The organism is Streptomyces sp. NPDC047000 (assembly GCF_040644295.1).
Taxonomy (GTDB): Bacteria; Actinomycetota; Actinomycetes; order Streptomycetales; family Streptomycetaceae; genus Streptomyces.
This window is the reverse complement of record NZ_JBEYWE010000013.1, coordinates 151,167-172,424: the sequence shown is the minus strand read 5'-3', so window position 1 is coordinate 172,424 and position 21,258 is coordinate 151,167. Positions and strand designations below refer to the sequence as shown.

Annotated in this window: 19 protein-coding genes; 13 read left to right on the top strand and 6 right to left on the bottom strand. The window is 74.7% G+C overall.

Annotated features, from left to right (window positions below):
• Window positions 1–142 precede the first annotated feature (142 nt).
• Window positions 143–2,989, bottom strand: coding sequence for an FAD-binding and (Fe-S)-binding domain-containing protein (locus ABZ862_RS21800; RefSeq protein ID WP_360960464.1), 2,847 nt, complete (start codon window positions 2,987–2,989; stop codon window positions 143–145).
• 12 nt (window positions 2,990–3,001) lie between these two features.
• Between ABZ862_RS21800 and ABZ862_RS21795 the strand changes: the two genes are divergently transcribed.
• The 5 genes from ABZ862_RS21795 (at window position 3,002) to ABZ862_RS21775 (ending at window position 7,087) form a co-directional block, all read left to right on the top strand.
• Window positions 3,002–3,226, top strand: coding sequence for a hypothetical protein (locus tag ABZ862_RS21795; RefSeq protein WP_360960462.1), 225 nt, complete (start codon window positions 3,002–3,004; stop codon window positions 3,224–3,226).
• 42 nt (window positions 3,227–3,268) lie between these two features.
• Complete coding sequence (locus tag ABZ862_RS21790; protein WP_360960460.1) at window positions 3,269–4,390, top strand: FtsX-like permease family protein; 1,122 nt, start codon at window positions 3,269–3,271, stop codon at window positions 4,388–4,390.
• A 62-nt stretch (window positions 4,391–4,452) separates the two neighbouring features.
• Window positions 4,453–5,169, top strand: a complete 717-nt coding sequence (locus ABZ862_RS21785; protein ID WP_360960583.1) for an ABC transporter ATP-binding protein — start codon at window positions 4,453–4,455, stop codon at window positions 5,167–5,169.
• Window positions 5,170–5,232: 63 nt separating this feature from the next.
• On the top strand, window positions 5,233–5,811 hold the full coding sequence (locus ABZ862_RS21780; RefSeq protein ID WP_360960458.1) for a helix-turn-helix domain-containing protein: 579 nt from the start codon (window positions 5,233–5,235) through the stop codon (window positions 5,809–5,811).
• 460 nt (window positions 5,812–6,271) lie between these two features.
• Entirely contained in the window at window positions 6,272–7,087 is an 816-nt protein-coding gene (locus ABZ862_RS21775; RefSeq protein ID WP_360960581.1) for a YihY/virulence factor BrkB family protein, read from the top strand.
• 140 nt (window positions 7,088–7,227) lie between these two features.
• Here ABZ862_RS21775 and ABZ862_RS21770 read toward each other — a convergent pair whose 3' ends face one another.
• Window positions 7,228–8,814 carry a HAMP domain-containing sensor histidine kinase gene (locus ABZ862_RS21770; protein ID WP_360960457.1) on the bottom strand — a complete coding sequence of 529 codons (1,587 nt, stop codon included), beginning with the start codon at window positions 8,812–8,814 and terminating at the stop codon, window positions 7,228–7,230.
• On the bottom strand, window positions 8,798–9,499 hold the full coding sequence (locus ABZ862_RS21765; RefSeq protein ID WP_360960455.1) for a response regulator transcription factor: 702 nt from the start codon (window positions 9,497–9,499) through the stop codon (window positions 8,798–8,800). Before ABZ862_RS21765 ends, ABZ862_RS21770 begins: the two co-directional genes overlap by 17 nt.
• Window positions 9,500–9,672: 173 nt before the next feature.
• On the opposite strand from ABZ862_RS21765, the gene ABZ862_RS21760 reads away from it, so the two are divergent.
• Window positions 9,673–10,419 (top strand): DUF2202 domain-containing protein, encoded by a 747-nt coding sequence (locus ABZ862_RS21760; RefSeq protein ID WP_360960453.1) that lies wholly within the window; start codon window positions 9,673–9,675, stop codon window positions 10,417–10,419.
• Between the two features lie 60 nt (window positions 10,420–10,479).
• Here the strand turns inward: ABZ862_RS21760 and ABZ862_RS21755 are convergent, their stop codons facing one another.
• On the bottom strand, window positions 10,480–11,817 hold the full coding sequence (locus ABZ862_RS21755) for a HAMP domain-containing sensor histidine kinase (protein WP_360960452.1): 1,338 nt from the start codon (window positions 11,815–11,817) through the stop codon (window positions 10,480–10,482).
• Window positions 11,818–11,855: 38 nt separating this feature from the next.
• Entirely contained in the window at window positions 11,856–12,632 is a 777-nt protein-coding gene (locus ABZ862_RS21750) for a response regulator transcription factor (protein WP_360960450.1), read from the bottom strand.
• Between the two features lie 200 nt (window positions 12,633–12,832).
• On the opposite strand from ABZ862_RS21750, the gene ABZ862_RS21745 reads away from it, so the two are divergent.
• From ABZ862_RS21745 to ABZ862_RS21725, 5 genes are all read left to right on the top strand, one after another.
• On the top strand, window positions 12,833–15,118 hold the full coding sequence (locus tag ABZ862_RS21745) for an MMPL family transporter (protein WP_360960448.1): 2,286 nt from the start codon (window positions 12,833–12,835) through the stop codon (window positions 15,116–15,118).
• A gap of 23 nt (window positions 15,119–15,141) precedes the next feature.
• Window positions 15,142–15,864 (top strand): DUF2993 domain-containing protein, encoded by a 723-nt coding sequence (locus tag ABZ862_RS21740; RefSeq protein ID WP_360960446.1) that lies wholly within the window; start codon window positions 15,142–15,144, stop codon window positions 15,862–15,864.
• 62 nt (window positions 15,865–15,926) lie between these two features.
• Window positions 15,927–16,916: a prolipoprotein diacylglyceryl transferase gene (lgt, locus tag ABZ862_RS21735; protein WP_360960444.1), complete on the top strand. Its 990-nt coding sequence runs from the start codon at window positions 15,927–15,929 to the stop codon at window positions 16,914–16,916.
• Between the two features lie 302 nt (window positions 16,917–17,218).
• The gene (locus tag ABZ862_RS21730) at window positions 17,219–18,154 is read left to right on the top strand and encodes an RNA polymerase sigma-70 factor (RefSeq protein ID WP_360960442.1); all 936 of its coding nucleotides are present in this window, start codon (window positions 17,219–17,221) and stop codon (window positions 18,152–18,154) included.
• 84 nt (window positions 18,155–18,238) lie between these two features.
• A complete protein-coding gene (locus tag ABZ862_RS21725) occupies window positions 18,239–18,709 on the top strand; it encodes an Lrp/AsnC family transcriptional regulator (RefSeq protein WP_360960440.1) in 471 nt (156 codons plus the stop codon).
• Between the two features lie 19 nt (window positions 18,710–18,728).
• On the opposite strand, the gene ABZ862_RS21720 is transcribed toward ABZ862_RS21725, so the two are convergent.
• Window positions 18,729–19,220 (bottom strand): Lrp/AsnC family transcriptional regulator, encoded by a 492-nt coding sequence (locus ABZ862_RS21720; protein ID WP_360960438.1) that lies wholly within the window; start codon window positions 19,218–19,220, stop codon window positions 18,729–18,731.
• A gap of 289 nt (window positions 19,221–19,509) precedes the next feature.
• Here ABZ862_RS21720 and ABZ862_RS21715 point away from each other — a divergent pair, with 289 nt between their 5' ends.
• Both ABZ862_RS21715 and ABZ862_RS21710 read left to right on the top strand, forming a co-directional pair.
• Complete coding sequence (locus ABZ862_RS21715; RefSeq protein WP_360960436.1) at window positions 19,510–20,427, top strand: ABC transporter permease; 918 nt, start codon at window positions 19,510–19,512, stop codon at window positions 20,425–20,427.
• The gene (locus ABZ862_RS21710; protein WP_360960435.1) at window positions 20,424–21,245 is read left to right on the top strand and encodes an ABC transporter permease; all 822 of its coding nucleotides are present in this window, start codon (window positions 20,424–20,426) and stop codon (window positions 21,243–21,245) included. Before ABZ862_RS21715 ends, ABZ862_RS21710 begins: the two co-directional genes overlap by 4 nt.
• Window positions 21,246–21,258: the final 13 nt, after the last annotated feature.

The window sequence follows — 21,258 nt, the reverse complement described above, 5'->3', positions numbered from 1 at the left end:
ATACGGGCCGGTCCGTGGCCACGCTAGCCGCGCGACGGCGGCCGGCGCTTCTCGAAAACTGACCGGTACGCGCCCGGTGACGGCGTGCGGGCGGCCGGGCTCCGCCGGCGCGTGCACCGCCGGCCGGGCCGTGCCCGTTCCGTCAGCCGTCGAGCGCCCCCGCGATCAGCTCGGCGAGGTGGATCGCGCGCCGGTCGGTGAGCTGGGCGATCTGCGTACGACAGCTGAAGCCGTCGGCCAGGACGGCCGTGCCGGGATCCGCGTCCCGCACGGCGGGCAGCAGCACCTGCTCACCGGCGGCGACCGACACGGCGTAGTGGCCCCGCTCGAAGCCGAAGTTCCCCGCGAGCCCGCAGCAGCCGGAGCCGAGGCTCTCGTTGTCGACGCCCATCGCCGCCAGCAGCGCCCCGTCCGCGCCGAAGCCGGAGGTGGCGTGCTGGTGGCAGTGCGTCTGGCTGATGCTGCGCCCGCCGGCCCGCGGGGGCCGCCAGCCGGGGGTGCGGTCGAGGAGCAGCTCGGCGAGGGTGACGGTGCCGTCGGTGAGCGCTCCGGCGTCCGCGTCGCCCCGCAGCAGCGCGGGGACGTCGGTCCGCAGCGCCGCGGTGCAGCTGGGCTCCAGGCCGACGACGGGAGTGCCCGCCCGTACGGCCGGAGCGAGCGCGGCGACCGCCCGGCGGGCGACCCGCCGGGCCACCCCGAGCTGGCCGGTGGTGATCCAGGTCAGCCCGCAGCACTGCGTGCCGCCGGGCACGCGCACGCGGTACCCGGCGTGTTCGAGGACCCGTACCCCGGCCCGCAGCACCTCCGGGGTGAAGTGGTTGTTGAACGAGTCCACCCACAGCACCACCGGCCCGCGCGTACCGTCGCCCCCGGGCACCCGGGACCGGAACCAGCTCAGAAAGGTCCGCCCCGCGAACCGCGGCACCGCACGCTCGGGGGCGATCCCGCCCAGCCGCTTGAGCAGAGGCGCGAGCCGGGACGCCGTGACGGCGTTGACGGCGCCCGGCGCGCGGGAGGCGACGCGGGACAGCAGGGGCAGCCAGCCCATGCTGTAGTGCGGGGCGGGCCGCAGCCGCCCCCTGAAGTGCTGGTGCAGGAACTCCGACTTGTAGGTGGCCATGTCCACCCCCACCGGGCAGTCGACGGCGCAGCCCTTGCAGGACAGGCACAGGTCCAGCACCTCGCGGACGTCGTCCGACCGCCAGCCGTCGGTGATCAGCTCGCCCCGTGTCATCTCGTACAGCACACGGGCGCGGCCCCGGGTGGAGTCCTTCTCGTCGAGGGTGACCCGGTAGCTGGGGCACATCACGCCGCCCCGGGGCGTGGCGGTACGGCATGTGCCGACGCCGACGCAGCGGCGGACGGCCCTGGCGAAGTCGCCGCCGTCCGCGGGGTAGGGGAAGACGGTCGCGAGGGGGAGGGGCACCCGGTCCGGGGTGACCCGGAGATCGGCGTCGACCGGCCGCGGGCGCACGACGATCCCCGGGTTGAGACCGTCGTCGGGGTCCCAGACCGACTTGAACTCCTCGAACAGGGCGATCATTCCGGGCCCGTACATCAGCGGCAGCAGCTCGGAGCGCGCCTGCCCGTCACCGTGTTCGCCGGACAGTGATCCGCCGTGCTCGGCGACCAGCCGCGCCGCCTCGGTGACGAACAGGCGGAAGGCGGCGGTGCCTTCGGCCGTCCCGAAACCGAAGTCGATGCGCACATGCAGGCAGCCCTCACCGAAATGCCCGTAGACGGTGCCGTGCAGCCCGTGCCGGGCCAGCAGCTCCATGAACCGCCGTACGTACGAACCCAGTCGGGCGGGCGGTACGGCCGAGTCCTCCCACCCGGGCCAGGCCTCCGTCCCGTCCGGCAGCCGGGTCGCGAGCCCCGCCCCGTCCTCCCGGACCCGCCACAACCGCCGGGCCCGCGCCGGATCGGCGACGACCTCGGCGCCGGTGAACCCGGCGGCCTGCCCGGCCGCCGTCACCAATTCCTCGGCACGCCCCGGCAGTTCGGGTTCCTCGCCGCCCAGCTCGGCGAACAGCCAGGCCCCGGCGGCGGGCAGCGTGCCGATGGCCGCACGTGTCGCGGCCCGGGTGACGGCGTCCGTCAGCGCCCGGTCCAGCCCCTCCAGGGCGAGCGGCCGGTGCGCGAGCAGCGCGGGCACGGCGTCGGCGGCGGCGCCCGCGTTCCGGAACCCGAGGACCACCAGCGTCTTCGCGGGCGGCGGCGGCACGAGCCGTACGGTCGCCGACAGGACGACGGCCAGCGTGCCCTCGCTGCCGACGAACGCCCGCGCGAGGTCGAACCGCCGCTCCGGCAGCAGATGTTCGAGCCCGTAACCGGACACCTGACGCGGGAACCTGCCCGACTCGGTCCGCAGCAGGGCCAGATGCCGTTCGGCGAGCCGGTGCAGCGCCCCGATGATCCGGCCCCGTTCACCGCCCGCGGCGACGGCCGCGCCGATCTCCTCCCGGGTCATCGGGCCCAGCCGCAGCACCGTGCCGCGGTAGGTGACGACCTCCAGTTCCTCGACGTTGTCCGCGGTCCGGCCCCAGGCGAGCGAATGCGTCCCGCACGCGTTGTTGCCGATCATGCCTCCGAGGGTGCAGCGGCTGTGGGTGGAGGGATCCGCCCCGAACACCAGCCCGTGCGCGGCCGCCGCCGACTGGAGGTCGTCCAGGACGATCCCGGGCTCCACCGTCGCCGTCCGCGCCCCGGGATCCAGGGCGAGCAGCCGGTTGAGGTACCGGGAGAAGTCGAGCACGACCCCTCGCCCCACGGCCTGCCCCGACGTGCTGGTCCCCGCCCCGCGCGAGGTGACCGCCACCCCCAGCCGCCGGCACACGGCCAGCGCCCGGAGCACGTCCCCCCGCTCCCGGGGGAACACCACGGCGAGCGGCACCTGCCGGTAGTTGGAGGCGTCGGCGGCGTACTGCGCCCGCCGTCCCGCTCCCGCCGAGACCTCCCCGCACCCGCCTTCCCGCAGAGCCTCGGCCACGGCCTCCGCGTCATGCCCGCCGTCCCCCTGCCCGGCGGCACCCCCGTCACGCCCACCGGGCCCCCGCCCGGCGGCACCCCCGTTCCCGGTCACCGCACTCACTCCTTCGTGGCCACGCGCACCCAGGGCCTGCTCACCGCCTCGGACGAGTATGTGCCACGGCGCCGGCCGTCGCGGTGCCCCACGCCCGAGTACGAGGACCCCGCCCTGATATTTGGCAACGTCGTGTCGCTATGATGCAGACATGATGTTTCCAAGTGTGGTGGCGAGGCGGTTCCCGTGTACCTGGCTGTGAGAGAACTACGTTTCGCGCGGGCCCGGTTCGCGCTCGTCGGGGCGGTCGTGGCGTTGATCGCCGTGCTGATGGTGATGCTGTCCGGATTCTCCGAGGGGCTGGTGCGCGACGGCGTGTCCGGGCTGAAGCGGATGCCGGTGACCTCGTTCGCCTTCGCGGCCGGGGTACAGGAGAGCTCGGCCTTCTCCCGGAGTGTCGTGGACACCGGGGCGGTGTCCGTGTGGCAGCGGCAGCCGGGCGTCCGGCACGCCACACCGTTCGGCAACACGCTGGTCAACGCGAAGAGCGGCACCGGCGTCGCCGTCGACCTGGCCCTCTTCGGCGTCGAGCCGCACTCCTTCCTGGCGCCCGCCGTGGCGCACGGCGAGCGGCTGGGCACGGCCGACGGGATCGTCGTCGGCGAGACGGCGCTCAGGGCCGGACTGCGGCTGGGCGACACCGTCACCGTCGACACGCTCGGGACCAGGCTCCGGGTCGTCGGCGTGATGGCCGGGCAGCACACCTTCGGGCACGTCGAGGTGGCCTACGTACCGCTGCCGCTGTGGCAGCGGATCCACGCCGGGGTGCGGCAGGGCGAGAGGGCCCCCGCCCATGTGCGCCGGGAGATCACCGCCGTGGCCGTGCGGTCCGCCGGGGGCACCTCCCTCGCCGCGGGCGACCGGGCGGCCGGCACGAAGAGCCTCACCCTGGAAGCCTCGTTCGACGCGTCCCCCGGCTACACCGCCGAGACCACGACCCTGACGCTCATCGAGGTGTTCCTCTACGCCATCTCGGCCCTCGTCGTCGGCGCGTTCTTCACCGTCTGGACCATCCAGCGCCGTCAGGAACTCGCCGTGCTGCGCGCCATCGGCGCCCCCACCCGCTATCTGCTGCGCGACGGACTCGCCCAGGCGGCCGTCGTCCTCGCCCTCGGTACCGCCGCCGGGGTGGGCGCGGGCGTCGGGCTCGGCGGGCTCATGGGATCCGCCGTGCCGTTCGAGATGACCACGACCGCCGTGGGACTCGCCGCCGTCCTGCTGGTGGTGCTGGGCGTCGCGGGCGCGGCCGCCGCGATCGTCCGCATCGCCGCCGTCGATCCGATCACCGCACTGGGAGGCAACCAGTGACCACGCTCCCCGACCCCGCGACGGCGCCCGCCGCCGCCCCCGGTCCCCGCACCGGCCTGGTGATGCGGGACGTCGTCCTGTCCTACGACGACGGCGACACCACCGTCCCCGCGCTCGACCACGTCTCGCTCACCGTCGCCCCCGGCGAACTGGCCGCCGTGGTCGGCCCGTCCGGCTCGGGCAAGTCGACCCTGCTCGCCGTCGCCGGCGCGCTGGCACTGCCCGACTCCGGGTCCGTGTGTCTCGACGGGCACGACATGACGGTCCCGGGGCGCCGGGCACGCACCGCGCTGCGGCGGGACCTCGTCGGCTTCGTCTTCCAGACCGGCAACCTCATCCCGGCGCTCACCGCCGTCGAGCAACTGCGTCTGCCGGCCCGCTTCCGCACCGGTCGCGCGGGAGCCGCCGGCCGTGACCCGCTCGCCCTCCTCGCCGACGTGGGGCTCGACGGCAAGGCCGGCCGGCGCCCCCACCAGCTCTCCGGCGGTGAACGCCAGCGCGTCGGCATCGCCCGCGCCCTGATGGCCGCGCCACGGCTGCTGCTCGTCGACGAACCCACCGCGGCCCTCGACCGCGGCCGCAGCCACGACATCGTCGCCCTCCTCGCCCGCGAGACCCGCGAGCACGCCACCGCCACCGTCATGGTCACCCACGACCACGACGTCCTGGCCCACTGCGACACCGTGTACGAGATGATCGATGGGAGACTGACCAGGACCGAGCAGACCGACCGGGCCGAGCAGGCCGGGCGGACCGCGGAGGCCGGGCAGATCGAGTAGCCCCGAGCAGCCGGGCCGTGCGCCGTGGTGCGCCGCGTCCGGCGGAGAGTGACGTGCGAGCCGATGCCGAAGATCCAGGCAGCCACCGTCGCGGAGCACCGCGCCGCGCAGCGCCGGGCCATCCTGGACGCGGCCCGCGAACTCCTCGCCGAGGGCGGCGCGCAACCGCCCGGTCTCGCCGCCGTCGCGGAGCGGACCGGGCTGGCCCGGCCCAGTGTCTACCGCTACTTCACCTCCCGTGAGGACCTCCTGGAGGCCGTCATCGCGGACAGCTTCCCGCGCTGGTCGGCCCATGTCGGCGCGGAGATGGACAAGGCCGCCGGCCCCGGTGCCCGCGTCCTCGCCTACGTCGACGCCAATCTGCACCTCGTCGCCGCGGGCGAGCACGCCGTCGTCCGCGGCCTCGCCGCGGCCCTCCCCGGCGAGCGCCTCGCCGAGAGCAGCCGCGAACTGCACGAACAGCTGCGCGTCCCGCTCACCGAGGCGCTCTCCCGGCACGGCGCCCCCGACCCGGACGGCCTCTCCGACCTCGTCCACGCCGTCGTCCTCGCCGCCAGCCGCATGATCGAGGACGGCACCCCGGAGGCCCACGCCCGCGACCTCACCCACCAGCTCCTGGCGCCGTATCTGACCGGACCCTGACCGCGGGCCCGCCGGAGCCGGACCGTCCGGCCGCGGAGGAACGGCGGCCGAGCCGCAGGCCCGACGCGCAGGCCCGACGCGCAGGCCCGACGCGCAGACCCGGCGGCGGGCCACCCGGGCGGCGAGGAACCGCCCCGGAGAGACGCCTCCGGCCCGGCACCGAACTCCGGCCGTCCTGGTTCCGACGGAGGACGGTGAGCGCGGAACTTCCGGGTATCCGCGTGACAGACGCGTCCGGAAGCGGTTGTACGCGGTGAGACCGGTCACCGGCCGACGGAACGCCCATGCCATGGCCGCACTGTCCGCACCGCTCGCCGCCCCGACCCGCACGCACGCCGGAGGACGCATGTCCGCTGAACCCCGCTCCGTCCGCCCCGGCGGCCCCGTCCTCGCCCCGGCCCGGTGTGCGCCGCGGACGCCCGCGGCCTGGGGGCCCGCGCTCTGGCGCACACCCCTGGCGATGTGGCGCGACGACATCTCCGACTTCGCCGCCGCCCTCACCTACTACGCCATCCTCACCGTCCTGCCCGCCCTGCTGGTCGCCGTCATCGCGTTCAGCCTGATCAGCCCCGGCACCGCACAGGACTTCGTCACCCACGTCACCGCCTACGCCCCCGGCCAGTCGGGCGGCCAGCTCCATGACGTCCTGGCCCGGACCCTGCAGGGCGACTCGGCCGCCTGGACGCTGCTGTGCGTCGGCACGGCGAGCGCCCTGTGGTCGGCCTTCAGCTACCTCGCCGTCTTCCGCCGCGCCCTGCACCGTATGCACCGGCTGCCCGACCACCGTTCCCCCTGGCGCAAGGCCCACCGCATCGTCCTCACCGCGCTGGCCCTGCTCGCGCTGCTCCCCGTCAGCGCGCTCGCCCTGCTGCTGACCGGACCGCTCGCCGAGTCCCTCGGCCGCTTCCTGGGGTTCGGCACCGTGGCCGCCTGGGCCTGGAACCTGCTGCGCTGGCCGTTGCTGCTGTGCCTGGTGGCGCTGCTCGTGGTCGTCGTGTTCCACACCGGGCCCGTCCCGGCCCGGCAGCGCCGGCACAGTCTGCCCGGCGGCGCCCTGGCCGCCGGGCTCTGGATCGTCGCCTCGGCGGGCTTCGCCGCGTACGTGTCGGCGTGGGGCACCTACAGCAGGCTCTACGGCCCGCTCGCGGGCATCGTCGTCTTCCTCATCTGGCTGTGGCTGTCCAACCTCGCGCTGCTCGCCGGTGCCCAGTTCGCGGCCGAACTGAGCGCGGCGGACGGCGCCGCGGCCACCGCGCCGGGGCAGGACCTGGACTGACACCGGGGCGGCCCGCCACGCTCCGCCGGCACGACGGGCACCCTCGACGAGGCGGGCCGGACCGTCACCCCGCCGTGCCTTCGGCGGGACGTCATCGCCCGGGGCCTCGCCGCCGGGACCGGCGGAGCCGGGGCGGTTCCTCAGGAGACGCCCGGCTTCGGGCGCGGTCCGTGGGAACCGGACCGCGGGCGCGCACCGTCCGCCCGGGGCAGGCGCAGTGTCATACGGGTGCCGCCGTCCGGGCCCGAGGCGGCGCCGACCGTGCCGCCGTGGGCCGTGACCAGCTCCTTCACCACCGCCAGGCCGATGCCGCTGCCGCCGGTCGTCCGGGCCCGCCCGCCCCGCCACAGGCGCTCGAAGACATGGGGGAGTTCGTCGGCGGGGATACCGGGGCCGGTGTCGGCGACCTCGACCAGCGCCTCCGTGTCCGTCGCGGACACGGTCACGGTGACCGTGTCGCCGGGGCGGCAGTGGCGGGCGGCGTTGCTGAGGAGGTTGCCGAGCGCCTGGTGCAGCCGGTCGGCGTCGGCGAGCACCGGCAGGGGAGCGGGACCGGGGCCGGACCCGTCGTCCGGGGCCGGTGCCGTGCGCACGGTCAGCCCCGCCGTCCGCAGCTCCGCCTCCCGGTCCGTCACGGCGGCCCGGACCACGGCCGCGAGATCCGTCTTCGCCAGGCGCAGCGACAGCCGGGCCGACTCGGCGTCCGCCAGCTCTCCGAGGTCGCCGACGACCCTGCCCAGCCGGAGGGCCTGGTCGTGCAGCGCGGCCAGTCGTTCCGGGGCCGGTTCGGCGTACCCGTCCCGCAGTTCCTCGAGCCCCGCCTGCAACGCGGCGAGCGGGGTGCGCAGTTCATGGGCGATGTCGGCGGCCAGTCGGTGGCGGGCCTGTTCGGCGTGCGTGACGTCGTCGGCCATCGCGTCGAAGGCGCGGGCGAGTTCGCCCAGTTCGCCCGGCGCGTCGATGCCGGCGCGGGCCGCCCGGTCCCCGGCGGCGAGCGCGCGGGCACTGGCCGCGACCCGGACCACGGGGGCCGTCAGCCGGCGGGTCACGAACCAGCTCACCGCGAGCGCCAGCGCGACCGCCCCCACGGCCGCGGCCGTCACCCATCCCCAGGCCACCGACCGCCCGGTCGTCCCCGCACCGGCCGGGAACCGCAGCAGCACGGAACCGACGGTGCCGCCGCCCGCCACCACGGACGCGCTCGCGGTCGGACCGCCGCCGGCAGCGCCCATCCCGGACCCGTGCCCCTGACCCCCCGACATGCCGCCGGACATGCCCATGCCGTGATCGTCGTCCCCGGAGCCGGAGCCGGAGCCGGAGCCCGAACCGGTGACGGTCGTCAGGACGACATGGCCCTCCGCGTCCCGCACGGTCAGACCGGCTCCCGCCCCCGAGGCCAGCGAACGCGCCTTGCCGAGATCGGCGCCCGTCCAGCCGTCCGCCCGCCGGTAGGCGTCCGCCGCGGCCACCGCCACCCGGGACGCCGTGCTCTGCCGGTCCGACTGGCGGGCACTGCTCAGCCCCCGGTCGGTGCCGACCAGCGCGGCGGCCGTCAGCAACGCCACCGACGCCAGCGCGACCAGGGCGAACGCCAGGAACAGCCGGTGCCCGAGCGGGCCCAGCCCGCGCCCCGGCCGCCGCGGCACCTCCGGTCCCCGGGACATGGCGGGCGGCGGTGCGGTGGGCGGCTGCGCGGACACCGGGCCGTGGTCACGGGTACGGGTCACGGGACCACCCCAGCCGGTAGCCGACGCCCAGCACCGTCTCCACGATGCCCGGCCCGGCGGTCCCGAGCTTGTGCCGCAGGTTCTTCACATGCGAGTCGACGGTGCGCTCGTAGCCCGCGAACTCGTAGCCGCGCACCCGGTTGACCAGCTCGTAGCGCGAGTACACCCGCCCCGGCGCCGACGCCAGCGCCGTCAGCAGCCCCCACTCGGTCGGCGTCAGCTCCAGAGCCGTACCGTCCAGCACCGCCTCGTGCCGGGCCTCGTCGATGCGCAGCCGGCCCTCGCCGTACGACGGGACCGGCGCCGCGCCCGTGGCCGTACCCCTGGCACGCTCCAGGACGGCGCCCACCCGCAGCACCACCTCGGTCGGGCTGAACGGCTTGGTCACGTAGTCGTCCGCGCCGAGCCGCAGCCCGTGGATACGGTCCTCCACGGTGGTGCGCGCGGTGAGCACCACCACGGGGATCCGGCCGCGCTCCCGGGCCTCCCGCAGCACCTCCTCGCCGTCCACGTCCGGCAGCCCGAGGTCCAGCAGCGTCAGATCGACCGCGCGTTCCCCCAGCAGCCGGACCGCCTCCGCACCCGAACCCGTCGTCAGCACCCCGAACCCGGCGCGCTCGAGATAACGGCGCAGGAGATCACGGATCTCCCTCTCGTCCTCGACTACAAGCACTGTGGCGGCCATACCCCCACATCTACGTGCCCCGGTCCGGCCCCGCGAGGGCCGAACAGCCCAGAGCCGCCCCGGCCCGGCCGTCTCCACACCGTCTCCACATCCCCGGCACGGTGCCTGCAGGGCGCGGCACGACGGTGACGGTGCGGGACGGGAGGCGTCCCGCGACGGACTCGGAGGCCGAGATGAAACGCAACGTCAGGATCGCGACCGTGCTCACCGCGGGTGTGCTCGCCGTCGGCGGTGTGCTGGCGGTCACCCCGGTGATCGCGGACTCCGGCGCGGGCCCGGGCACGGCGGCCACCGCCCGTACGGCGTCGGGGTTCTCGACGGACACGGGTCACAGGGGATCCATGGGGTCGATGGGCTCCACGGGGCACATGGGCATGGGCGGCGGCATGGCCCGGCACATGAACGGCGGCGACGGCACCGAGGGCACCGGGGCCTGCGGCGGGACGGGCACCCTCGCCGCGAAGGGCACTCTCAGCGCCGCCCAGCAGGAGACCCTGGCCGGTACGGCCGAGGAGGAGAAGCTCGCCCACGACCTGTACGCGTCCTTCGCCGACCGCTACGACACGCCGGTCTTCTCGCGGCTCGCGGCGGCCGAGACACGGCACCTGACCGCCGTCCGCGCGCTCCTCGACCGCTACGACGTCACCGACCCCACGGCGGGGAGGAAGACCGGTGAGTTCGCCGACCCGGCGGTCAAGGCCGCCTACGACCGGCTGCTCGGGCAGGGGCAGGGCAGCGAGGAGGCGGCCCTGAAGGCGGGCCGCACCGTGGAGGCCGACGACATCGCGGCGCTGACGAAGGCGCTGAAGGGGCTCACCGCCCCGGACGCCCGCCAGGTCTACGGCAGCCTCCTGACCGCCTCCCAGCGGCACCAGGACGCTCTCGAGCACTGGCTCACCGCCGACGGCCAGGACGAATAGACGCGACGGACAGACACGCCGGACAGACGCGACGAGCCGGCGCGACGGCCGTCCCGGGGCTCACACCCCGCCGCCCGGCCCTCCCGGCAGCCGGACCGTGAACGACGCGCCGCCCTCCGGGGCGTGTCCCTCGGCGCCGATCGTGCCGCCGAGCCGTGTCGTGAGCCGGTGCGCGACGGCCAGCCCCAGCCCGCTGCCGACGGCCCGCACGCCCCGGTACCGCTCGGTGAGCGCGCCGCGTTCGAAGGCGACGGCGACGTCGTCGTCGGTCAGCCCGGGGCCGCCGTCGCGCACCTGCAGCACGGCGCCCCCGCCGCCGTCGGCACGCAGGGCCAGGACGAGCGGCCGGCCCGCCGGGGTGACCCGCAGGGCGTTCTCGGCGAGCCCGTCGATCAGCTGACGCACCCGGAAACCGTCGGTGACCACCTCCAGCGGGCTCCCCGGCCGTTCCACGCGGAAGCCGACACCGTGCCGGGCGCAGCGCGCCGACCAGGTGACGGCCGCCTCCGTCACCAGCGCGTCCAGGTCGGTCGCACCGGTGTCGAGACGGAAGTCGTCGGCCTCCAGCCGTGCCAGGGCCAGCAGATCGCCGACGAACCGCTCCAGACGCGCGACCTCCGTGCCCAGGATCCGGCCCGCCCCGGGCACCTCGTCGCCGGTGATCACCTCGTCGGCGAGCGCCTCCGCGTAGCCGCGCACGGCGGTCAGCGGGGTACGGATGTCGTGGGAGACGGAGAGCAGGAAGTCCCGCTGGCGGCGCTCGCTGTGCGCCAGCGCCGCGTCCAGCGTGTTCAACGCACCCGCCAGCTCGGCCACTTCGGCGGGACCGGCGGCGGGCACCGTCACCCCGCGCTCGCCCTCGGAGAGCCGGTGCGCGGCGCGGGCCGCCGAGACCAGCGGGCGGGCCAGCCGCCGGGCGAGCAGCGCGCCGGCCACGGCGGCACCGGCCAGGCCGACGACCAGGGGCACGACGAGGGCGGCGCGCATCCGCGCGGTGGCCTCGTCGACGGCGCTCATCGGCTGGGTGAGCACCAGACCGCCGCCGGTCGGGGTCGGCGCCGCCTCCACCAGCACCTCCCGGCCGCCCAGTTCCGCGGTGGCGGACACGTCGTGACCCGCGAGCAGGGCGGTGCGCGTGGCACCGGTGACCGCGGCCGACGCAGGACCCTGCACCATGCCGGCCGGCCGGACCAGGGCGAGCCGGATGTCGTCGGGACCGGCGATGCGTTCCTGCCGCGCCAGCATCCACGACGCCAGCGGCGGGGTGCGCGCCAGCACCTCCGCCTGCCGGGCGAGCTGGTCGCGCTCCTGCGCCTCGGCGTTCGTACGGATCATCCGCCAGGCGACCAGCGCGGTCACCAGGACCGCCACCGCGGCCACGGCCGTCGTCAGCAGCACGATGCTCCCGGTCAGGGAGCCACGGCGGCGCGGCCGTCTCATCGGACGGTGTCGGTGTCCGCGACGGCGTAGCCGACCCCGCGCACGGTGCGGATCGGGCTCGCCCCGCCGAGTTTGGCGCGCAGCTGGGAGACGTAGACGTCCATCACCCGGGTGTCCCGGTACCCGGCGTAGCCCCACACCTGCGCCAGCAACTGCTCACGGCTGAAGACCTGTCCCGGACGGCTCATCAGGAAGGCGAGGAGATTGAACTCGGTGGTGGTCAGCTCCACCGGCGCGTCGTCCACCCGCAGGGTGCGGCGCCCGGTGTCCAGGACCAGCCGCCCCACCCGCAGCACCGGGTCCTGCCCGGGGCCCGCCGCCCGCCGCAGCAGGCTCTTGACGCGGGCGACGAGCTCCTGCGGCGAGAAGGGCTTGGTGAGGTAGTCGTCGCCGCCCAGCTCCAGGCCCAGGACGCGGTCGGTGACCTCGTCGCGGGCGGTCACGAACAGCACCGGCGTCCAGTCGCCCTCCGCGCGCAGCCGCCGGCAGACCTCCCGGCCGTCCATGCCCGGCAGGGCGATGTCCAGCACGATCGCCGCGGGACGCATCCGGCGTACGGCGGCCAGGGCCGCCCCGCCGTCGGTCTCCACATGGACGCCGAAGCCGTCCCGGACCAGATAGCGCCGCTGGAGGTCCGCGATGTTCCGCTCGTCCTCGACGACCAGGACGAGCCCTCTGCCCACAGGGCCGGCCCCGGCCCCGGCCCCGGGCCCGACTCCGGCCCCGGGCCCCCGGTCCTGCGGGCCGGGCCCGGGCTCGTCGCTCTCCGGCATGTGTCCCTCTCCTCGCGCCCGTGAACCGGGCCCTGAAACACCCCGGATCACGGCCCTGGCCACCGATGCTAACCACCCTCCGTTGTTCCGCCGCGCCCATGAGCCCAGTCCTTACACGCCCCGAACAATCACCGAACGCTCCGCTCGCACAGCCGCGTCACACTGAGCCGTGATCCGGACGGCACCGAAGGAACGAAGGAATGACACAACCGACTGACCCGCCCGCGCGGCCCACCCGACCCCCCGTCCCCGCAGGCCGGTTGCACCGCCTCGGCCGCTGGTGTGCCCGCCGGGCCTGGTGGGTGCTCGGCACCTGGCTGCTGGTGGCGCTCGCCGCCGTCGCCGCCGACCGGGCGTGGGGCGGCACGTTCGACGACGACTTCACGCTGCCCGGCACCACCGCGCAGACGGGCGCCGACCTGCTCGACGCCCACGGCTCCCGGGCCGAACGGGGCACCGCCTCCCAGATCGTGCTGCACACCGGCACCGGCTCCCTCACCGCGCACCGGGACACGGTCACCGAGGCGGTCGACGCACTGCGGAAGCTGCCCGACGTCCTGTCCGTGACCGACCCCCTGGACACCCCGGGCTCCGGCGCCGTCTCCGCCGACGGCACCACCGGCATCGTCACCGTTCATTTCACGGAGAACCCCGGCACGTTCGAGACGTCGTACCTGAACCGCGTCGACGACGCCGTGCGGCCGCTGCGCGCGGACGGCGTCCAGGTCGAGTACGGCGGTCCGCTCGGCAGGCTGGCCCGCCCCAAGGCCGCCGACAGGCTCTCCGAGGGCATCGGCCTGGCCACCGCCGTGGTGGTGCTGCTCCTGGGCTTCGGCTCGCTCGCCGCGGCCGTACTGCCCCTGCTGACCGCCGTGTTCGGGCTGCTCACCGGGATCGCCCTGCTCGGGCTGCTGGCCGCCGCCGTCAGCTTCGGCGACGCGGCGCCCACCCTCGCCGTCATGATGGGCCTGGGCGTCGGCATCGACTACGCGCTGTTCCTGATCACCCGTCACCGGCGGCTGCTGCGCGAGCTCGGCGATCCGGCCGAGGCCGCGGGCCGCGCCGTCGCCACCAGCGGGCGCGCGGTGCTCGTCGCCGCCGCCACCGTCGCCCTCGCCCTGGCCGGCCTCTACGCGTCCGGCGTCGGCTTCATCGGAAGTCTCGGCGCCGCCGCGGGCATCACCGTCCTCACGGCCGCCGTCGCCGCGCTCACCCTCGCACCCGCCTTCCTCGGCATCACCGGCCGCGATATCGACCGCTGGCGGGTCCGCACCCCGGCCGACGAACCCGACGACGAGCCGGACGCGGAGCGGGCCGGCACCGCCGACGCCTGGCACCGCTGGGCCGCCGTCGTCGGCCGCCGCCCCTGGCTGTTCCTCGTCGCCGGACTCGTCGTCCTCGGCGTGCTGAGCATCCCCACCGCCTCCCTCCGCCTGGGCCACGTCGACAGCGGCGCCAACCCCACCACCTACACCGACCGCCGCGCCTACGACCTGATCTCCGACGCCTTCGGCCCCGGCACCAACGGCCAGTTCACCGTCGTCACCGACCTCACCGGAGTCCGCCCGGCCACCGACACCACCGCGCTCGCCGCGTCCCTGCACGACGCCCTGGCCGCCACGCCCGGAGTCGCCAGGACGTCCACCCCCGTCCCGAGCGACGACGGCGCCCTGCTCGTCGCCACCGTCACCCCCGCCTCCGGCCCCGAGGACCGGGCCACCAGCGACCTCCTGCACCGCCTGGAGGACGACACCCTCCCCGACGCCCTCGACGGCACCGGCGCCCGCGGCTACGTCACCGGCGTCACCGCCGCCCAGCTGGGCTTCCGCGACGTGATGGCCGAGCGGCTGCCGTACATCGTCGCCGTCGTGGTCGCGGCCGCCTTCCTGCTGCTGCTCACCGTCTTCCGCAGCCTGCTCGTCGCGCTGAAGGCGGCCCTGCTCAACCTGCTCTCCATCGGCGCGGCCTACGGTGTCGTCGTCGCGGTCTTCCAGTGGGGCTGGGGCGGTCCGCTGCTCGGCGTGGAGGAGACCGTACCGGTGGAGTCGTACGTGCCGATGATGATGTTCGCCATCGTCTTCGGCCTGTCCATGGACTACGAGGTCTTCCTCCTCTCCCGCATCCGCGAGTCCTGGCTGCGCACCGGGGACAACCATCGCAGCGTGGCCACCGGTCTGGCGGGCACCGCCCGGGTCATCAGCTGCGCCGCCCTCATCATGACCAGCGTCTTCCTGGCCTTCCTGCTCTCCACCAACGTGGTGATCAAGATGCTGGCGCTGGGCCTCGGCGTGAGCGTCGTCGTGGACGCCACCCTCGTCCGGCTGGTGCTGGTTCCCGCCAGCATGTACCTGCTGGGCCGCGCCAACTGGTGGCTGCCGGGCCGGCTCGACCGCCTGCTGCCGCACCTCGACCCGGAGGGCACACCGGTGTCAGGGCCCCCCGACCCCCGGTCCGCGGGGCCGATCGCCTCGGAGGACCAGCCGTGACGCGCCGACCCGCACTCCGGCCCATGCTCCGGTCCGTCTTCCGGCGCCACCGCGCCCGCACCGTCACCGGGGCCGTCCTGGCCGCCCTGCTGCTGACGACCGCCGCCGCCGAGTTCACCGCCCGCGCCCTGCTGCACGACCGTCTGGCCGCCGCCGCGGGCCGGTCGCTCGGCAGGGGCAGCGACATAGAGGTCGAGGGCGGACCCGCCCTCCTCGACCTCCTGGACCGCCGTCTGGACGCCGTGGACATCAGCAACGACGACGCCACCATGGGCCGTCTCCACGGGGTGTCCGTCCACGCCCGCCTCGACGGCATCCGGATGACCGGCGCCCGCTCCGGCACCGTCGCCCACACGCACTGCGACCTTGTGATCCCGGCCGACGCCCTGAAGGACGGGGTGAGCGGCCCGGGCAGCCGCCTCCAGGTCACCGGTGTACGGCTCGACGACGAGGCCGACACCGTCACCCTCGACCTCCAGGGCGGCTTCGGCCGGGCCGTGCTGGAGCCGCGCGTCGAGGACGGCCGTCTGGCCATGCGCCTGACGGGAGTGGAGATCTTCGGCCGGCCCGCCCCGCAGAACCTCGTGGACCGCCTGGAGTCCCGGCTGACCGACCGGGCCGAGGCCACCTACCCGCTGGACCTTCGCGTCACCAGGGCCGACGTCACCGCCACCGGCCTGGCGGTCACCCTGGAGGGAGGCGCGAGCAAGCTGCCCGCGAAGAAGAAGCCACAGCCCTCCCGGTAAGGTCGGCGGGGTCCTCGCCGGACAGCGCGCCGGCCCCGCATGTGCACAGAACGGTCGAGCCCATGAACCTGGCGTACCTGCCCAGCCCGTCCCAGGGGGTCTGGCACCTGGGGCCGGTGCCGATCCGGGCGTACGCCCTGTGCATCCTGGCCGGCATCTTCACCGCCGTCTGGCTCACCGGCCGCCGCTGGGCCGCCCGGGGCGGACACCGCGACGACATCGCCGACATCGCGATCTGGGCGGTGCCGTTCGGTGTCCTCGGCGGCCGTCTCTACCACGTGATCACCGACCCCGAGCTGTATTTCGCGGCGGGGAAGCAGCCCCTGCACGCCCTGTACATCTGGGACGGCGGCCTCGGCATCCCCGGCGCGGTGGCCCTCGGCGCGGTCGGCGCCTGGCTCGGCTGCCGCCGGCGCGGCATCCGGCTCGCCGACTTCGCCGACGCGGTCGCCCCCGGCCTGGTGCTGGCGCAGGCGATCGGCCGCTGGGGCAACTGGTTCAACCAGGAGCTCTACGGCCGCCCCACCGACCTGCCCTGGGCCCTGCACATCGACCTGGCGCACCGCCCCGCCGACAGCCTCTCCACCGCGTACTACCACCCGACGTTCCTCTACGAGTCCCTCTGGGACCTCGGCGTCATGGCCCTGCTCCTGTGGCTCGACTCCCGCCACCACCAGCGCCTCAGGCGCGCCCGCCTGTTCGCGGCGTACGTCCTCGTCTACACCGTCGGCCGCGCCTGGATCGAGGCCCTGCGCATCGACCACGCCAACCACTTCCTGGGTCTGCGCCTGAACGACTACGTGTCCCTCGTCCTGTTCCTGGGCGCCCTCGGCTACCTGATCCTCTCCCGCGCACCCCGCCCGGGCGACGACGCGCCGTACCCGCGGGGGACGGCGGGGGAGACGGCGGAGGACACAGCGGGGGAGACGGAGCAAAGGGCGGCCGAGGAACCGCCGGCCCCGGCGGAGAAGCCGTCCGCGACGCAGGACACCGGCCCGGAACCATCCGCGACGCAGGACCCCGAACCCGAGCAGACGCCGGCCCCGCGGTGAGCTGACACCCTCCCCGTCACAGGCCGCCCGCCCCGTCCCTCACCCCCGGTCCCGCCGGATGTCACATCCGGCGCCCCTGTCTCGTCCCATCCCGTGAAGCGCAGATGCGGCGGACCGGGGAAGGGACGGTGGCGATGACGGCACGGGGCGGCGACGATGAGGACGCGGGGCCGCCGGCCCCTGGACGCCGGGGCCGGGCGGGCACCGGACCGGGAACCCCGCCACCCCTCGTGGCACGCGAACCCCGGGGCGGAGCCCGCGCGACCGTGACCCGGACCGAGGACCACGGGAAGGAGCCCGGTGTGACCCGGACCGAGGAGTTCGAGGAACTGCGGCCGCTGCTGTTCGCGATCGCCTACCGGATCCTGGGCAGCGTCAGCGAGGCCGAGGACGCCGTGCAGGAGACCTGGCTGCGCTGGGAGACGGCGGCGGCCGAGCCCCGGTCGGCGAAGGCGTACCTGTCGGCGGTCGTCACCCGCATCGCCATCGACGTACTGCGGTCGGCCCGGGTACGGCGGGAGGCCTATGTCGGCCCCTGGTTCCCCGAACCGCTGCAGACCGACCCCTACGAGGACCCGGAACGCTCGGCCGAGCTCGCCGACTCCCTCTCGACGGCGGCCCTGCTCCTCCTCGAACGGCTGACCCCGCTGGAACGGGCGGTCTTCGTCCTGCGCGAGGTGTTCGGGTTCGACTTCCCGCAGATCGCGTCCGCGACGGGCCGCTCGGAGGCGGCCTGCCGCCAGCTCGCGGTACGCGCACGCCGCCACATGGACGCCGGCCGCCCCCGCTTCGAGGCGGACCGCCAGGAGCGTGACGAACTCGCCGGCCGCTTCCTCGACGCCTTCCGGGAAGGCGACGTGGACGGCCTGCGGGAGCTGCTCGCGGCCGATGTGCAGCTGGTCGGCGACAGCGGCGGCAAGGCCCCGAGCTGGCCCCGGGGAGTCTTGGGCGCCGGGAACGTGGCCCGGGTGCTGGCCGCGATCGTGCCGCCGCTCGACGCGATCGGCGTCGTGTGCGAACCGCACCGGCTCAACGGGCAGCCGGGCGCGATCTTCCGCGACCGCGACGGCAGGATCGTCAACGCCTGGACCCTCGACGTCCTCGACGGCCGCATCCAGACGATCCGCACCGTCCTCAACCCCGACAAACTCGCCCACCTGGGCCCGGTGGCGGACCCCTGGCAGATCTCCCGCGAGACGAAGGAGGCCCGCCGGTCGGCGGCGCGCGACACGCAGTGACGCCGCCACGCCGTGACGTCGCGCGGGGCCGGAAGCCCTCCCTCCGCACCGGCCCCGTAGGATCGCAGCGGAGGTTCACCCACTGTGATCGACGAGCTCGACCAGAAGATCATGCAGACGCTCACCCGCGACGGGCGGACGGCCTACACCGCGCTCGCCCGGGAGCTCGGCGTGTCCGAGGCCACCGTCCGGCAGCGGGTGTCGCGGCTGCAGGAGAGCGGCGCGCTGCGGATCGTCGCGCTGTGCAACCCGCTCACACTCGGGCACCAGTCGGTGCGGCTGATGGTCCGGGTCCGTGATCTCACCCCCCGCGCGGTCGCCAAGAGCCTCGCCGGGATGGCGATGATCAACCACGTCGCGCTGTGCGCCGGGAGCCAGGACATCTTCCTGGAGGGCACCTGCCGGGACCAGGCGCAGCTGGTGCAGCTCCTGGACGACATCCGGATGCTGCCCGGCGTGTCGAACGTGCAGGTCCTGCTGCTGCTCGAGCTGTTCAAGGACTACTCGTGGAACGGCCTGGCCACCTCCGTCGGACAGAGCGACACCGCCACCTGACGACAGCGGGGCGGACCCGTCACGGCGGCAGGATGCGGTCGCCGGGCCCCGCCGGGAGCTCACGGAAGCCCGCCCACAGGTACGAGTCCTTCACCACCTCCAGCACCGTCAGCGCCTCCGCGTGGGCCACGCCGTTCACCCGCCGTACCCGTTCCGTGAGCAGCTCGGACAGATGGGCGAGGTCCCGGCAGCGGACGTCGGTGATCAGGTCGTAGGGCCCGACGCACGAGGCGACGTAGCGGACCTCCGGCATCCGGGACAGTTCGCGGGCCACCAGGGACACCGGGATGTGCTGGACGCGCACCGCCAGATGCACCTCCACCTCGCCCAGCTTCACCGAGTCCGTCATGCCGACCACCTGGATCACCCCGCGGCGCTGGAGCCGCTGGTAGCGGGCCCGGACGGACGCCTCGGACAGGCCGACCGAGCGGCCGATCTCCCCGAAGGACCGCCGCCCGTCGACCCGCAGCTGGTCGATGATCTGCCGGTCCAGGTCGTCGATCACGCTCATGCGTCCTCCGTGTCTCCCTTTTTGGACCGCGACGCACCTTTCGTGCCCCGGCTGTCATCATCTCCCGGGGCCGGACGAAGCGGACGGCCGGGGTCCGGTGCGAGATCCGTGGAACGAGGCGGCTGTTTCCACTCGATTCGACGCCCCCGCGGCTGTTCACCGGACGTACCCCTGACAGAAGCTGTAGCGCAACGAGGAAGACCGTGGCGACCGCAACGGCCCACCGGCCGAGATCCAAGGAGGCACCGCCCATGCACGCACCCCCCGCCCCGCCGGCACGGAGGCCGCGGTGACGGACACCGCGACCGCGCCGGCCCCCGTCACCGCCCCGGCCGCCACCCCCGTACGACGCTCCGGCCTGCGGCACACCGCCGTGACCGTGGCACTCCTCGCCCCCGCCGGGCTGACGATCGCCGCGCTGGTGCTGGCTCCGCTGACCCTGGTCGTGCGCAACAGCTTCGCGGCCGCGGACCCGTACGGCGGCATACGAGGGGGCTTCACGCTCGCGAACTACCAGGCGCTGCTCGACCCGGTCTATCTGAAGGTGTTCGGCTACAGCCTCGGCATGGCCGCCCTGAACACCGTGGTGTGCCTGGTCCTCGGCTACGTGGTCTCGTACTACCTCGCCGGCCGGCCGCCGCAGCGCCAGGGGCTGCTGCTCCTGCTGATCGTCGTGCCCTTCTGGACCGACTTCCTGGTGCGCACCTTCGCCTGGATCAATCTGCTCAGCCCCGGCGGACCGGTCAACGGCCTCACCGACGCCATCGGGCTGACCGACGGGCCGGCCCACTGGATCCCCAGCCAGGGCGCGTCCTTCGTCGGCCTCGTCTACGCCTTCCTGCCGACCGCGATCTTCCCGGTCTACGCCGTCCTGCGCGGCGTCGACCCCGCCCTCGGCGAGGCCGCACGCGACCTGGGCTGCGGCTGGTGGGGAGTGCACACCAAGGTGCTGCTGCCCATGGTGCGCCCCGGACTGCTGGCGGCGGCCCTGCTCACCTTCGTGCCCACCCTGGGGGTCTTCGTCATCCCGGTCCTGCTCGGCGGCGGCAAGAACGAACTCGTCGGCAACCTCATCGTCACCCTCTACACCGAGTTCCGGAACCAGCCCATGGGCGCCGCGGCCTCCGTCGTCCTGCTCGCGCTGATGATCGCCTCGATCGCGGTGTTCGGCACCGCCGCCGGGCGGCTGAGGAGGAAGACGTCATGATGAGGTCCCTGCCCGACCGCGCCACCCACTGGCTGGCCCGCGGTGTCATCGTCTTCCTCTACATCCCGATCGTCGCCGTCGTCGTCCTGTCCTTCAACGACTCCGACGTCACCTACCGGTGGCACGGCTTCAGCACCCGCTGGTACGGCGTCCTCGCCGCCGACACCGACCTGCTGACCGCGCTCAGGATCAGCGCCGAGGCCGCCGTCGCCTCCGCGACCCTGGCCACCGCCGGCGGACTGCTCGCCGCGATGGGCATGGCCCGGCTCGGCCCCCGCGTCCGCGCGGTGTTCTCCGGCGGTCTCTTCCTGCCGCTGGTCATCCCCGAGATCGTGCTCGGCGTGGCCCTGCTGTCCGTCTTCGGCACCCTCGGCGCGAGCCTCGGCATGACCACCCTGGTCCTCGGACACCTCGTGGTCACCCTGCCGTACGCCGCCCTGATCGTCCTCGGCGCGCACGGCGCCCTCGACCCCGCGCTCGACGAAGCCGCCGCCGACCTCGGCTGCAACGCCTGGCAGCGCTTCCGCCTGGTCACCCTGCCCCTGCTGCGGCAGTCGCTGGTGGCGGCCTGGCTGCTCTGCTTCACCATCTCCTTCGGCAACATCGTGATGTCGACCTTCACCAGCGGCGTCGGCACCACCACGCTCCCGCTGCGCGTCTACTCGCTGCTCAAGACCGGGCTCACCCCCGAGATCAACGCGCTCGGCACCCTGCTCGTCCTGTTCACCTTCCTGATCATCCTCGGCGCGGGGCTGCGCCAGATGCGCCGCATCCTCGTCGGCGGCGACCGCGACCCCGGCGACCGCATCCCCGGCTGACGCCGCGACCCCG

Coding starts and splice junctions, on each gene's coding strand:
- ABZ862_RS21765 (WP_360960455.1), bottom strand. CDS start 9,499: ATGGCCGCCACAGTGCTTGTAGTCGAGGACGAGAGGGAGATCCGTGAT.
- ABZ862_RS21740 (WP_360960446.1), top strand. CDS start 15,142: ATGCTCCGGTCCGTCTTCCGGCGCCACCGCGCCCGCACCGTCACCGGG.
- ABZ862_RS21750 (WP_360960450.1), bottom strand. CDS start 12,632: ATGCCGGAGAGCGACGAGCCCGGGCCCGGCCCGCAGGACCGGGGGCCC.
- ABZ862_RS21785 (WP_360960583.1), top strand. CDS start 4,453: ATGCGGGACGTCGTCCTGTCCTACGACGACGGCGACACCACCGTCCCC.
- ABZ862_RS21780 (WP_360960458.1), top strand. CDS start 5,233: ATGCCGAAGATCCAGGCAGCCACCGTCGCGGAGCACCGCGCCGCGCAG.
- ABZ862_RS21745 (WP_360960448.1), top strand. CDS start 12,833: ATGACACAACCGACTGACCCGCCCGCGCGGCCCACCCGACCCCCCGTC.
- ABZ862_RS21720 (WP_360960438.1), bottom strand. CDS start 19,220: ATGAGCGTGATCGACGACCTGGACCGGCAGATCATCGACCAGCTGCGG.
- ABZ862_RS21775 (WP_360960581.1), top strand. CDS start 6,272: ATGTGGCGCGACGACATCTCCGACTTCGCCGCCGCCCTCACCTACTAC.
- ABZ862_RS21710 (WP_360960435.1), top strand. CDS start 20,424: ATGATGAGGTCCCTGCCCGACCGCGCCACCCACTGGCTGGCCCGCGGT.
- ABZ862_RS21760 (WP_360960453.1), top strand. CDS start 9,673: ATGAAACGCAACGTCAGGATCGCGACCGTGCTCACCGCGGGTGTGCTC.
- lgt (WP_360960444.1), top strand. CDS start 15,927: ATGAACCTGGCGTACCTGCCCAGCCCGTCCCAGGGGGTCTGGCACCTG.
- ABZ862_RS21795 (WP_360960462.1), top strand. CDS start 3,002: ATGCCCGCCGTCCCCCTGCCCGGCGGCACCCCCGTCACGCCCACCGGG.